Source organism: Bifidobacterium sp. M0353 (assembly GCF_016100645.1).
GTDB lineage: Bacteria > Actinomycetota > Actinomycetes > Actinomycetales > Bifidobacteriaceae > Bombiscardovia > Bombiscardovia choladohabitans.
In genome coordinates, this window is sequence record NZ_JACFSB010000001.1 from 1193314 (window position 1) to 1206241 (window position 12928).

General features: G+C 60.8%; 10 protein-coding genes and 3 tRNA genes. 5 read left to right on the plus strand and 8 right to left on the minus strand.

All coding sequences use genetic code 11. The annotated features are described in order from the left end of the window. Positions 1-70 precede the first annotated feature (70 nt). The 4 genes from H3V04_RS04925 to H3V04_RS04940 are packed head-to-tail and all read right to left on the minus strand — an operon-like array spanning position 71 to position 5263. A complete protein-coding gene (locus H3V04_RS04925) occupies positions 71-1702 on the minus strand; it encodes a hypothetical protein (protein WP_198187400.1) in 1632 nt (543 codons plus the stop codon). Further along, positions 1699-2544, minus strand: a complete 846-nt coding sequence (locus tag H3V04_RS04930) for an ABC transporter ATP-binding protein (RefSeq protein WP_198187401.1) — start codon at positions 2542-2544, stop codon at positions 1699-1701. The genes H3V04_RS04925 and H3V04_RS04930 overlap by 4 nt, the downstream gene beginning before the upstream one ends. Positions 2545-2597: 53 nt before the next feature. Continuing rightward, positions 2598-3824, minus strand: coding sequence for a glycosyltransferase family 2 protein (locus H3V04_RS04935; protein ID WP_198187402.1), 1227 nt, complete (start codon positions 3822-3824; stop codon positions 2598-2600). Continuing rightward, on the minus strand, positions 3824-5263 hold the full coding sequence (locus tag H3V04_RS04940; protein ID WP_198182822.1) for an AI-2E family transporter: 1440 nt from the start codon (positions 5261-5263) through the stop codon (positions 3824-3826). Before H3V04_RS04940 ends, H3V04_RS04935 begins: the two co-directional genes overlap by 1 nt. A gap of 90 nt (positions 5264-5353) precedes the next feature. Between H3V04_RS04940 and H3V04_RS04945 the strand changes: the two genes are divergently transcribed. Together H3V04_RS04945 and H3V04_RS04950 are read left to right on the plus strand one after the other, a co-directional pair. Further along, positions 5354-6247, plus strand: coding sequence for a glycosyltransferase family 2 protein (locus H3V04_RS04945; protein WP_198180355.1), 894 nt, complete (start codon positions 5354-5356; stop codon positions 6245-6247). 60 nt (positions 6248-6307) lie between these two features. Continuing rightward, positions 6308-6379 (plus strand) — tRNA-Glu (locus H3V04_RS04950). A gap of 95 nt (positions 6380-6474) precedes the next feature. Here the strand turns inward: H3V04_RS04950 and H3V04_RS04955 are convergent. The 4 genes from H3V04_RS04955 to trmB form a co-directional block, all read right to left on the minus strand. Then, on the minus strand, positions 6475-7998 hold the full coding sequence (locus H3V04_RS04955) for an FGGY-family carbohydrate kinase (protein ID WP_373564669.1): 1524 nt from the start codon (positions 7996-7998) through the stop codon (positions 6475-6477). A gap of 66 nt (positions 7999-8064) precedes the next feature. Then, on the minus strand, positions 8065-8451 hold the full coding sequence (locus tag H3V04_RS04960) for a VOC family protein (protein ID WP_198187404.1): 387 nt from the start codon (positions 8449-8451) through the stop codon (positions 8065-8067). Between the two features lie 112 nt (positions 8452-8563). After that, a complete protein-coding gene (locus tag H3V04_RS04965; RefSeq protein ID WP_198187405.1) occupies positions 8564-10585 on the minus strand; it encodes a translation factor GTPase family protein in 2022 nt (673 codons plus the stop codon). Positions 10586-10627: 42 nt separating this feature from the next. Then, positions 10628-11440: a tRNA (guanosine(46)-N7)-methyltransferase TrmB gene (trmB, locus tag H3V04_RS04970; protein ID WP_198187406.1), complete on the minus strand. Its 813-nt coding sequence runs from the start codon at positions 11438-11440 to the stop codon at positions 10628-10630. Between the two features lie 148 nt (positions 11441-11588). Between trmB and galE the strand changes: the two genes are divergently transcribed. The 3 genes from galE to H3V04_RS04985 all read left to right on the plus strand — a co-directional run bounded on the left by galE (position 11589) and on the right by H3V04_RS04985 (position 12868). Continuing rightward, complete coding sequence (gene galE, locus H3V04_RS04975; protein ID WP_198187407.1) at positions 11589-12599, plus strand: UDP-glucose 4-epimerase GalE; 1011 nt, start codon at positions 11589-11591, stop codon at positions 12597-12599. A 72-nt stretch (positions 12600-12671) separates the two neighbouring features. Further along, positions 12672-12745 (plus strand) — tRNA-Asp (locus tag H3V04_RS04980). Positions 12746-12792: 47 nt separating this feature from the next. Continuing rightward, positions 12793-12868: transfer RNA gene (locus H3V04_RS04985), tRNA-Phe, on the plus strand. Positions 12869-12928 lie beyond the last annotated feature (60 nt).

Sequence of the window (12928 nt, forward strand, 5' to 3'; positions counted from 1 at the left end):
TTGCCTTCGCCAACCGGGTTCGGCTCGGTCGGCATCATCCAACTAGCCTAGTACTGGTCCTGTCACTGTCTCAGGACTGCAGAGAGGCATATCGATCCAGAGTCAGCAGTATGGCCGACTGACGACGATCGAAGATTCGAGACCCTATAGCGACACCAACGGCAAGCACAATCAGACCGTTCGCCAGTGCGACAGGCATGGGCAGCCAGAGCGGAAGAATCCCGACCGTGGTCATGGCCAGTAATGCCACCAGGAAGGTGGGCAGCATGATCACCAGGCTAGCCAGCAACTGCAGCAAGGGCAGGAAGCCCTGGGCAACGGCTCGTCCCTGTGGTGAGGCGAAAGGTTGGTCCATGGAGGGTACCGGATAGATCAGCAGAGCCGAGAAGACCTGGGCAACTCCCAGCCCAGACAGGAGCAATCCTACGGTCACAGCCAGCATATTCAGGGAGATGACCAGATCTCGTCCCCCTTTCATCGCCCCGGAAAGCGCCAAAGTCACCAGTCCAAGCAGGAGTATGCAGGGCATGGCCACGCTCAGATGGCTCCGGACACGCGAGAGCCGGTCCTCACGACCCTTCACTCCCGCCGCTATCTCCATGCGCAGGGCAAGCCCATCGTAGGCCAATGCGTTGCCCTCGGGAACTTCCAGCACCCAGGCGCCCACAACCGGCCCCAACCATAGCATCATGGGCATCTGGCGGAAGATTACCGCGTATAGAATCACCACAACAAGTAGAAGCGGATAGCTAACAAGCCTGCGGGGGTCCTGACGAAGATAGATCAGCAATCGCGCGGCCATGGCATCCACAGCGTCCCGGGACCGGCCCAGCATCCCCAGCCCCTTGGGGGCAACCGACCGTTCAGCACTCGCCCCAGCATGCAAACGGTCATGACGCAGGCACAGCATGCCGATCAGGAAGCAGAGAGCCAGGGTGGCCAGCTCCATACACAGTCGTCCGACCAGAGCCCACCATGATCCGGAAATGAAGTCCTCCGGCAGACGGACAGCAGCGCCCAGTGGCGTCCAGGCCAATGTGTCGGCCAAGGACTTGAGGGAGTCAGTGTCGACTGCAATGCCATCCATAATCCCGCTGTCCAGCAGAGAGGGCAACATGCACAAAAGCATGATCACCATGGTGACCAGCAGGTAGAGCCCGGATCGAGTGCGCTTGGAGACCACCAGGGTACCGACCAAGTCCAAAACAGCCCGGGACAAGGCCAGCATTACCAAGACAGCCAGCAGGGTTGCGATCAAAGCCACGATCGCAGCTCCGACACCCATGCGGGCATAGATGGCCGTCAGGGCCAGGAAGCAGACAAACCCCGTCAATCCCGCAGGCCCGGTCAGCCCAGCCAGGTAGAGCCCCACCTGCAGCTGGCTGTCAGGAATCCCGTACAGAACGAATCGCGAAGGGCTCAGGTTCGACCCCTGGCCCAGAAAGGCCAGTTGAATCAGGATCACTCCCAGAGTCAACCCGACCAGGAACAGGACCAATATGGCTCCCATACGCTGTCGGTCCCCCGGACCGGCACCGGGCAGCCAGCTCCCCAGTGTCAGCGCACCCTGCCATGAGGCCAGGCAGATGCCTATGGCCATGAGCAGGCTGATGATGGCGCCGACCATCTGCCAGGAGGAGCGCTTGGTGGTTCCCCAGGTAATGGACCAACGCATGGCGATGATGGTGGATGCCGCGCTCATTGCGTCTCCTGGTCTTCCTCGGACCCGGAGCCGTTCAACCAGGCGATTCGCTTAGCCTGGTGACGGCCGCCGACAAGCTCCAGGAAGCGATCCTCCAGATCCTCGCCGGAAGCGACCTGGGCCACCGTACCATCAGCCCGAACCAGACCATGGTCGATGATGGCCACATGGGTGCACATCCGCTCCACCAGGGCCATGACATGCGAGGAGATGACCACTGTTCCTCCGGTATCGACATACTCGGCCAGGATGTCCTTGAGATTGGCGCTGGAGACTGGGTCGACCGATTCGAAGGGCTCATCCAGCACCAGGAGCCTAGGGGAATGAATCATGGCTGTGGCCAGGCAGATCTTCTTGGTCATGCCTGATGAATAATCACAGACCCGCTTGCCGCCGGCATCAGTCAGGTCGAAGGCCTCCAACAGGTCCCTGGCCCGCCCCAGCGCCTCACTGCGCGGCATCCGTCGAAGCATGCCCGAGTAAACCAGCAGTTGCAGACCCGTCAGCCTATCGAAGATCTGATCGGCCTGGGGCATGACGCCGATGACCCGCTTGGCCGTATCCACGTCCGACCACACGTCCCTGCCCAGGATCATGACATTGCCGGAGTCGGGCACCAGGAGACCGGTCATCATGTTCAGCGTGGTGGTCTTCCCCGCGCCATTGGGGCCGACTATCCCATAGAAGGATCCCCTGGGAATATCCAGAGAGAGGGCGTTGACAGCGGGCCGACCCTGATAACACTTGACTAGGGCACGGATGGAAACCGCTGCCTGTGGATCTGGCGGAGGGACCGCTGCCGTCTGGGCGGTCATGCTGGTTGCTTGCGCTTCATCAGACATGGCCTTAATTCTAGCGTATCCCTATCTCGCTGCCGATTATGGGACTACCGTCCTTAATGCCCTGAGTGCTCGATGGGCTTCCATCCCGGATTGGCGAAAATGGCCTGGAAGGAGATGGGCACGTAGCTGAGCATGAAGATGGGGAAGCTCAGGCAGTAGGCAAAAAGCTCCTTGTTGGATGCGCCGATCTTGTCCCGCTCGGCCAGCACGGTCAGGGCAGCCAGGCCCATCATGGCCAGGAGGCCCAGAATCCCAGCTGCAATGCCATCGATCAAGGTGGTCACCTGGCTGGTCCAGGTCACAAAACCCAGAGCCGGGAAGAGCAGGCCGAAGAAGCAGCGGACCAGGCCCAAGACGGTCAAGGGACAGATCAGGATGGTCAGGTCCACGGCTGAGAAGTCGCGTTCACGGAAGGCCCGGGAGATCAGGGCAGGCCCGTAGTAGCGGAAGACCTGGAGGAAGCCCTTGCTCCAACGCAGCCGCTGTCGCCAGCTCTGCTTGAAGGTGACCGGCTGCTCGTCATAGAGGATGGCGGTGCCGCAATAGCCGATGCGCTCGCCATGCAGAACCGAGTCCATGGTGAACTCCAGGTCCTCGGTCAGCAGATGGAACTTCCAGCCGTTGTTGCGCTCCATAACCTCCCTGGAGAACATGAACCCGGTGCCACCCACATGGCAACTGGAGCCGATGACCATCCTTGATGTGTTGAGGAACCGGGATTCGCGGATGAACCATAGGGCCGAGCCTGAGGAGACCCAGTTGTCCGAGAAGTTGACCGAGTTCCGGTAGCTGGTCAGTATGCGGAAGCCGGACTGGAAGGCCTTGTTCATCTCTTCGATGTAATGACGGTCCAGGATGTTGTCCGCGTCGAAGACGAAGTAGGCATCATAACGGGAGTCAAGACCCCGATCGAGTATCTGCTCCAGCAGGAAGGTCAGAGCGTAGCCCTTGCCCACCCGGTCCGGATCCTGCCGCTCGACCACATGGCAGCCCAGGGATCTGGCCAGCCCAGCGGTGTCGTCTGTGCAGTTGTCGGCCACCAGCCATATGTCGACCATGGAGAATGGATAGGTCTGCTCCTTGATGGAGTTGATCAGATGGCCAACCACGTTCTCCTCGTTGCGGGCGGAAATAAGGACGGCGAACCGCTTGTCGAAGGGGGCCTCTGGAAAGACCACCGGCTTGGAGACGAAGGAGATGACGATGCAGATGGCCTGGTAGACGATGCCCACCCCGCCCAGCAGCATCATCAGAACGTCCAATACTTTGAGCAGGGCCATCAGCGCCACTCCTTGCGGGGGTTGTCCTCCCCTTCGGAGGTCTCGTCCCCGGTCTCGGTACCCTTGAGCGGTCTGTGCTTTACCGGGGCCGAGGCGGACTTGGGTATGGGCACCGTGGCCGACTCGTCCAGGTCCTTGGCCGTCGGTGAGGATGTCGGGTAGAGCTGGCTTGCAATGGTCATGACAGGGTCCTCCACTCGAACCCTGGCACTGGTTCCCTTTGCGGACCGGCTGCCCACATGGCTGGCCACCGGCTGGACCACGTGCTCGTTGAAGGCCTCGACACCCTCGACCACCTTGGACTTGCCGACCGGCTTGGGATCCTGCATAAGCGGTGAGTCAATCAGCTCGTAATGCTTGACCGAAGCCGAGAAGATGGCCTGGAAGCTGGCCGCCAGAGGCAGGGCCAGGAAGGCGCCCAGGGCGCCGAATACCGCGCCCAGTGCCAGTACGGACAGGAAGGCGATGGCCGGGTTGAGATCCATGGTCCGCTGGGAGATCTTGGGGGCCAGGATCATGTTTTCGATCTGCTGGTAGATGATGATGTAGACCAGCACAATCACAGCCATCAGCAGTCCGCGGCTCCCCCAGGCCACCACGATGGGGACGGCCCCGCCTATGTAGGTGCCGATGGTGGGCACGAACTGGGACACCAGCCCGCAGAATAGGGCCAGCGGCAGCCAGTAGGGCACCTTGAGGATGACCAGGAAGACCGACATGCAGGCCGCGGAGATGAGCGCCAGGATGGTCCTGCTGAACAGGAAGCTGGAGATCTGGTCCTGGGCGATGGTCCAGACGAAGAGGAAGCGGCGCTGGCTCCTGGGGGCCAGCCACTGGCAGAGGCTGCGGCGCAGCTTGGGGCCTGCGGCGGAGATGTAGTAGATCACCAGCAGAACTGTCATGATGTTGATGAAGGACCCTGCCAGCCCCACGGTGGTGTTCAGGGCCTGCCCGGCGAAGTCAGTCACCCAGGATGTCTGGATGTTCTTGACGATCTCCCCGCCCAGATCCTGCATGGCCGGCAGGTGCCAGGGGGTGCGGCTGGCGATGAATTCCGCCACCTGCTCATAGAGGGCCGGCAAGCCGTTGGCCATGCCGATGACCTGCTGGACCAGCAGGTTGCCGAACATGCCCAGGAGGACAATCACGATAATGATCAGGCCTATCAGGGTGACCGCCGAGGCCGCTCCCCGCCGCCAGCCGTGCTTGACCAGTCTGAGCACCAGGGGCTCCATGGCCAGGGCAACGAAGATGGCGATCACCACGTCCAGAACCAGGAATTCGATCTTCCACCAGGAGGAGTAGGCGAACCAGGCCAGGAAGACGGCTATGACCACGTAGAGGAGGCCGCGGCCGAACCATTCCGGAGGTCGGCGCGGGTCCCCCTTGGGCGGGAAGACCGTCGCGAAATCGAAGCGCTGCTTTTGCTCGTTGGCCATATGTTCCATTATCCCAAGATGGCTGACATGGCGGGCTATTGGGCGCAGGTTGAGCCGACGGTGTATCCGGGCACACGTATCCTGAGAGGTATGTTGACCGTTTCCATAGTCATACCCGCCTGGAATGAGGAAGAACGCATTGAAGACTGCCTCCTGAACGCTACCAGGCAGAGCCAGGCACCCAAGGAGGTACTGGTAGTCGATAACCACTCCACGGACGCAACGGCCTCCATCGTCGAAAAATTCATCGATCAGCACCCTGACCAGCATGTCAAGCTCCTCCATCAGGACAGTGAGCAGGGGTTGATCCCCACCCGCAATTACGGACTTGACCGGGCCACCGGCGACGTGTTGGGCCGGATCGACGCGGACTGCATGCTTCGTCCCAACTGGGTCGAAGTGGTCTCCGGCATCTTCACCCGGGACCCAAAGGCCATGGGCGCCACCGGGCCAGTGGCCTACTACGACATGCCGGGCAAGCGGATCGGACTCAAGGGCGACAACACCATTCGCCGGGCCATCTACCGGGCGGACGACGGGCAATACTTACTCTATGGCTCCAACATGGCCCTGCGCGCCACAGCCTGGCGAGCCATACGCAACCAGGTCTGCAGGGACAAGGAGGACATCATGCACGAGGATGTCGATATCTCCCTGCACCTGATCGACCAGGGGTTCAAGACGGTCTACTGCAAGGACATGAACGTGGGTATCAGCGCCCGCCGGATGGACACCTCCTTTACGTCCTTCCGCCACTACATGCAGCGTTTCAAGAACACCTTCGACGCCCACCCGCAACACACCAGGGAGCAGAAGCCCGAGCACACCCTCTACGCCATCTACCCCATCCTGCGAGCCTTCTATCCCGTCTACCAGAAGTACCTGGAATCCGCCGACATCAACCCTGCGGAACGTGTCTGGATCCGCGAACAGATGGAGCTCTTCCACCGGCGCGACCAGGAGCTGGACCAGGAGGACCACTGACCAGCGGACGGCACACCAGGCTTGCCTGGTCCATAGGGGGCGGGTATCATGGGCACGTTCGCCCCCGTCGTCTAACGGTTAGGACACCAGACTTTCAATCTGACAGCGAGAGTTCGACTCTCTCCGGGGGTACAAATCACTGCGAAAGCAATCAAACCTGTTGCCATCATTAGGCCAGCCTGAATCGTCCTCGCCAGCCACGAGCGACAACTGCATCTGATGGGCACCTACCGGAGGGAATCCAAAGCCGGATACAGCCGCCGGAACCGGTCGTAACCGGCATCGTACACATGGCGGTTTGCGTCGTCAGGTGAATAGACCCGTCCAACAAGATTCGCTTCCACCAACTTTTCCAAGGCCTGCAGATCGGGCCGGGAAGACGAGCCGGTCTGTTTGCCAACAGAGACCAGCTCGGCCAAGGCCACTGCAGGCATGAGATGGGCATCGTCAAGCACCTGAACGGTCGCGTCAAGGATATCCGCCAGCATCTGGCACCATTGGGTCTCACGGGTGCCACCACCAATCAGGGTGACGCGTTCGATGGGCGTGCCCAGCAGGTCGAGCCCCTGGCGAATCGAATAGGACACGCCTTCCAGCGCCGCTCGGGCAAGGTCGCTTGCCGTGGTCTGGAAAGAAATACCGACAAAGGCTCCACGAATCGAAGGATTCATCATCGGGAAGCGCTCCCCCACCAGATAGGGCAGGCATACCACACCGCGCGCTCCTGCCGGGCTGGATTCCAGCAAGTGCCCCATGCGTCGATAGGGGTCGCCGTCGCCCTCAGTGGGACCGCCCCCTGCAAAGACTCCGGCGGCCCAAGCGTGCACGTTTCCGGCATTGAGGAATGGCACCGTGTTGACGATGCTGTCCGTACCCAGATAGGCCAGATTGACCATTCCAGGGCGGTCAGCTACAGCCCGGTCTGTCACTGTGGCAATCCACCCGGATGTGCCCAGGTTGATATTGAACTGACCAGGATGGAACACCCCGCCGGCCAAGGTGGATGCCCCGGCATCCCCCATACCCGCATAGACCGTGGTTCCCGGAGCAAACCCCGTGGCAGCGGATGCGCCCGGCGTGCTGGTGCCAACGCCTTCCCATGGCCAATGGAGTTCCGGGAAGATCGCGGCATCCACGCCTGCTGCTTCCAGGATGTCCCTTCTCCACGTCCGCGAGCGCAGATCCATGGCACCTGCCGTCGAACAGGCCGTCACATCGCCGCAGTAGACACCGGTCAGCCACCAAATCAGATAATCCTTGGCATCGATGAGCACATGGCGAACCTGGGCATACCGGTCCGACTGATGTCTGGACATCCACATCAGCTTGGATACAGGCAGGGACCCATCGCACGGGTTGCCCACGTGGGCGCGGAAGGACTCAGCCCCATAGGTTTCAGTCAGCTCAGCAGACTCTTCTTGAGCCCTGCCATCCGCATACAGGATCGCCGGCCCGACTGGCTGCCCCTGTGCATCCAGAGCGATCAGGTCCTGCATCTGCCCACTCATGATGATGCCGGTGACCTGGTCGCTCCTGAAGTGCTTGATGCTCCGCCCGGCCCTGGCCAAAAGGTCACGGGACACCTCGATGAAGGCCTGCAACCAATCCTCGGGATTCTGTTCGATACGCCCGTCACCTGTGTCAATCGGCAGGAGACCGCTGGATGCACACACCCTGACAGAACCCTGGTCGTCCACAAGAACGGCCTTGACCTGCGTGGTCCCCACGTCAAATGCGGCTGTATAGGTCATACCGGCCATCCTAGGCTTTCCCGACTTTCCGAAGGCTGGCATGATCCCGTATGTGGACCGACACAGTTACCCCTGGGCTCCTGACCAGTCCACCACTGCTTCGACATTGTTCCCGTCCGGGTCCAAGACGAAAGCCGAATAGTACCCGGGATGATAATCTCGCAGACCTGGAGCACCATTGTCACGGCCACCGGCAGCGAGCGCCTCCCTGTAGAAGGCATCCACCATTGCAGCATCGGCGGCCCTGAAAGCTATGTGGGTCACCGGCGAGCCGGTCCCGTCCCCGCTCGGTGTCAGATAAAAGTCCGAGTGGGCCCCATCATCCTCTGCACCGAACCCAATGGTGGGCTCATGGTGGGCCTTGGCCACGTACCCCAATGGCGCCAGGGCTTTCCTATAGAAATCGATGGAAGTCCGGACGTCGCGAACCTTCAGCGTCAGATGATCGATCATGTCCGTAATTCTAGGTGAATCATCAACCGACAACGACAGACCGCCCAGAATGTTCCTTCCCCCGTGCCGTTCGATGCCTGGAATCACCAAGCGCAAATCTCAGAGCTACTTTTTAGATGTACTGGCCGCCGGGCAGGTGCATGAAGTCCTCCACCTTGTTCCATTTGACCGGGTATCCTGCTCCATGGGCACAGAAGACCGAGTCAGGGGTGTTCTCCAGGTCGGACTCGGGGTCATAACCGATGGAGTCCACAAGAACAACCTGGTCCTGGCAGGGACGATACCCGTTGAAGAAACAGGTCAGATGTCCGCTGCCGTGAGTGTAGGTGCTGACCTCGATGGCATAATCACGCATCTGTGATACCGGCGCATCCCCTTCCAGTTCGACAGTATCCCCGTCTGCCTGCGGCTCCGAGAAACCGCCCTTCATCCGGTAGATGTCCGACATGGCCCTGCCCAAATTCTCCTGGGGAACGGTGAGTCTGAAATGGTACCAGGGCTCCAGCAGTATATTGCGGGCCTTCATCAGCCCCTGCCGGACGGCCCGGTAGGTGGCCTGGCGGAAGTCCCCGCCTTCGGTGTGCTTGATATGCCCGCGGCCGTCCAGCAGGGTGATGCGCATATCGGTGATGGGCGACCCCGTCAGAACACCCAGATGCTCCTTCTCCGCCAGGTGGGTCATGATGAGCCGCTGCCAGTTCCCTTCCAGGCGATCCAGACTGCATGTCGACGCAAAACTGAGACCGCTGCCCGGCTCCGTAGGTTCCAGGAGCAGGTGGACTTCGGCGTAGTGGCGGAGGGGCTCAAAATGTCCGACTCCTTCGACGGGGGCAGCAATGGTCTCCCTATAGAGAATCCCGCCCTGGCTGAAGGAGACCTGCATGCCGAACCGCCGCTCCAACTGAACCTGAATCACCTCCAACTGAACCTGGCCCATGATACGTAGGTGGATCTCCTGGAGCCGTTCCTGCCAGAGCACATGCAGGAGGGGATCCTCATCCTCCAGGATGCGCAAGGCGCTCAACAAGTGGTGCGGGTCCACCCCTTCGGCAGCCACTGCATAGGACAGCACCGGCTCCAGCACAGGAATCAGATCCTTCTGCTCGCACCCAAGCCCCTGCCCCGGACGTGTCAGGTCAAGGCCGGTTGCCGCCACGATGCTTCCGGCCTGGGCGCAGTCCGTCAACGTGTAGGAAGCTCCCGAATAGACACGAAGCTGATCAACCGTCTCCCTGGTCTCACCGTGTCCGTTCCTCCCCATATCTCCGGCTGTCCCGTACGCCTCCGCAACAGAACCCGACGCTTTGCCGGCGTCATCTCCATGACGCAGTCCGGTGGTCAAAGAGGATTTGACCGGCAGGTCGCCACCGGTCACCTTGAGCCAGGTCAACCTGGCACCCTTGTCATCATGCGACACCTTGAACACTCTTGCGCCGAACTGTTTGTCGTACACAGGCGAAAGGGTGTACCGCCCCAGCCCCTCCAGGAGGACGTCGACCCCGTCCAGGCGCAGGGCAGACCCAAGGAAACATGGGAAGAGACGGCGACCTACGACCAGCCTTGCCAGACTCTCATCCGATATATCCTCGGTCTTGAGGTACTCGTCCATGACATCCTCGTCAAGCAGGGCCACATCCTCCATATCGCCATGTTCAAGTCCACGGCTCAAATCGAAGCAGCCTGGAGACCACCGCTGCTTGCAGCTTTCAAGAATGCGGGAGGCATCAGCTCCAGGGGCATCCAACTTGTTGACGAAAATGAAGGTGGGTACCCCGTAGCGCGCCAGAAGTCGCCAGAGCGTGTCGACATACCCTTCCAATCCAGCTGTGGCATCGACGACCAGAAGGGCATAATCCAAGACCGACAGGACCCGCTCCATCTCGGCCGAGAAATCCACATGGCCGGGTGTATCGATGAGGGTCAGGTCGACATCGTGATAGGTCAGCCGGGCTGGCTTGGAGAAGATGGTGATACCCCGCTGCCGCTCCAGATCGTTGGTGTCCAGATAGGCATCGCCATGGTCCACCCTGCCCAGACGGCGAATTTCCCCTCCCCGGTAGAGCATGGCCTCCGAGAGCGTGGTCTTGCCGGCATCCACATGGGCCAGCATCCCCGCCACTATCCTCTTGACCATCGGGGCCTCCCTCGCTCTTCATGCCTATGCGCAACTCTACGGTCAGTCTGCCGAAACCTGATAAGTCAGGTCGTGAATGGCCCGGCCGGCCCGAATCCCCTTGCGCTCGAAGTTGGTTACGATTCTGCCTTCGAACCGCTCCGACTCCATGAACATGGCATGAGGCAGGGATTTGGCCTGATCAGCCGTCCCTTTGCCGACATGCCGGGTGGGCAGACTGACTGGCAAGGTGCCCAGGTTTGTGAATTTCGGGTTGCCATCCATCACCTCGTGCACATGCAGGGCGTAATCCTCGATGTCGGTTGCGATTCGCCAGATGCCGCCTGGCACCAAGCACTTCGCCAGATCTCCAGCCAGAGCCGGCTGGACCAGACGACGCTTGTGGTGCTTCATCTTGGGCCAGGGGTCGGGAAAGAAGGTCCAGACTTCGTCAATCAGTCCAGGAGCCATCAGGGCCAGAAGGTCCGGGGCGTTGACCTGGGCAAGCCGCAGATTATCCAGGTCGGATTTACCGGCCATCAGCATGGTATGGGCCAACCCCGGCTGATAGACTTCCAGGGCCAGGTAGTTCCGATCGGGGTGCTCCCGGGCGCTGGCCACGACGTTCTCCCCCTGGCCGGATCCGATTTCGACGATCAGCGGCGCATCCCGTCCCCAAGCCGACCTGACCATTGCTGCATCACAACGCAGATTTCCGGCAACCGTCAACGAACCCTCAGCCTGGCCCAAATCGAGTAGGTATCTGGGGGAATACTGAGCCCAAGCCCTCGCCAGCCGGTCGTTCAGCTTCTCGGACCGCCTCACATAGGAGACGATTGACCTCATGGGGGCCTTGCTCTGTCTTTCTGCACTCATCACAGCTCATATATATCCTAGGAAGCGGATACAAGCGGGTACAAGAGTCACATGTGCCCGTGATATACTCAATCTAGAACAAAAAACAACAAAAGATTGCAAAACCGAACAAGCTCGTACGTCCGGTTTCGACAGGAAAGGCATGCAGATGTCAGTTTTGGTTACAGGTGGCTGCGGATACATCGGCGCCCATGTGGTCCACGCCCTGCAGGAGGCCGGCAAGGAGGTCGTCGTGGTCGACGACCTCAGCTATGGCAAGCCCAGCCGGATCGGTGATGCCCGTCTCTACGGCGCCGACGTGGCCGCACCGGGGACCGACCAGCGTCTGGCTGAGATCATCAAGGAAAACAAGGTCGACTCGATCATCCACTTCGCAGCACGCAAGCAGGTGGGCGAATCGGTGGAGAAGCCCATCTGGTACTACCGGCAGAATCTGAACGGCATGATCAACGTCCTGTCGGCCATGGCAAAGACCGACGCCAAGAAGCTGGTCTTCTCCAGCTCTGCCGCAACCTACGGAGAACCTCCGGTCGACGTGGTCCCCGAGGACGTGCAGCCCATGGTCCCCATCAACCCCTACGGCCAGACCAAGCTGGTCGGCGAGTGGATGGCCCGGGCCTGCGAGCAGCCTTACGGCATCCGCTTCTGCGCCCTGCGCTACTTCAACGTGGCCGGCTGCGGGCCGGTCAGCCTGGAGGACCCGGCTGTCCTCAACCTGATCCCCATGCTCTTCGACAGGCTGCGGCAGGGCAAGGCACCCGCCATCTTCGGCGACGACTACCCCACCCCCGACGGCACCTGCGTGCGCGACTACATCCACGTCTCCGATCTGGCAGACGCCCACATCGCCGCCCTGGACTATCTGGACCGCGACCAACGCCGCTACGATGCCTTCAACGTGGGCACTGGCCAGGGCACATCCGTTCGCCAGATCGTGAACGAGGTCAGGAAAGTGACGGGTCTGCCCTTCACCGAGGCCATCAAGCCCCGCCGCGCCGGCGACCCGCCGCACCTGATCGGCGACCCCACCCGGATCAACACCGAGATGGGCTGGCATGCCAAGTATGGCGTCGAAGAGATCGTCGAATCAGCTTGGAAGGCATGGCAGGCCAACCCCGCCCACCACATCGACACCGATGGCTGGCAGCAGCAGGACTAGTTAGCGACGCGCCGGGGCTTGCATTCCTCCGGCGCTCATGTAAACTTTCCTCTTGGCTGTTCGAGCAGCCTCGGCTCCGTAGCTCAGTTGGTTAGAGCGCCGCCCTGTCACGGCGGAGGTCACCGGTTCAAGTCCGGCCGGAGTCGCTGGGAATGGTCTGGCCCGGTTTGTCCGGGTCTTTTCGACTGTTCATGGCTCTGTAGCTCAGTTGGTAGAGCGAGCGACTGAAAATCGCTAGGTCAACGGTTCGATCCCGCTCGGAGCCACCAGTCATTAAGCCCCTGGGATTCATAAGGAACCCAGGGGCTTAATTGATATTTGCATTCATC

Coding starts and splice junctions, on each gene's coding strand:
- H3V04_RS04925 (WP_198187400.1), bottom strand. CDS start 1,702: ATGAGCGCGGCATCCACCATCATCGCCATGCGTTGGTCCATTACCTGG.
- H3V04_RS04930 (WP_198187401.1), bottom strand. CDS start 2,544: ATGTCTGATGAAGCGCAAGCAACCAGCATGACCGCCCAGACGGCAGCG.
- H3V04_RS04935 (WP_198187402.1), bottom strand. CDS start 3,824: ATGGCCCTGCTCAAAGTATTGGACGTTCTGATGATGCTGCTGGGCGGG.
- H3V04_RS04940 (WP_198182822.1), bottom strand. CDS start 5,263: ATGGCCAACGAGCAAAAGCAGCGCTTCGATTTCGCGACGGTCTTCCCG.
- H3V04_RS04945 (WP_198180355.1), top strand. CDS start 5,354: ATGTTGACCGTTTCCATAGTCATACCCGCCTGGAATGAGGAAGAACGC.
- H3V04_RS04955 (WP_373564669.1), bottom strand. CDS start 7,998: ATGACCTATACAGCCGCATTTGACGTGGGGACCACGCAGGTCAAGGCC.
- H3V04_RS04960 (WP_198187404.1), bottom strand. CDS start 8,451: ATGATCGATCATCTGACGCTGAAGGTTCGCGACGTCCGGACTTCCATC.
- H3V04_RS04965 (WP_198187405.1), bottom strand. CDS start 10,585: ATGGTCAAGAGGATAGTGGCGGGGATGCTGGCCCATGTGGATGCCGGC.
- trmB (WP_198187406.1), bottom strand. CDS start 11,440: ATGAGTGCAGAAAGACAGAGCAAGGCCCCCATGAGGTCAATCGTCTCC.
- galE (WP_198187407.1), top strand. CDS start 11,589: ATGTCAGTTTTGGTTACAGGTGGCTGCGGATACATCGGCGCCCATGTG.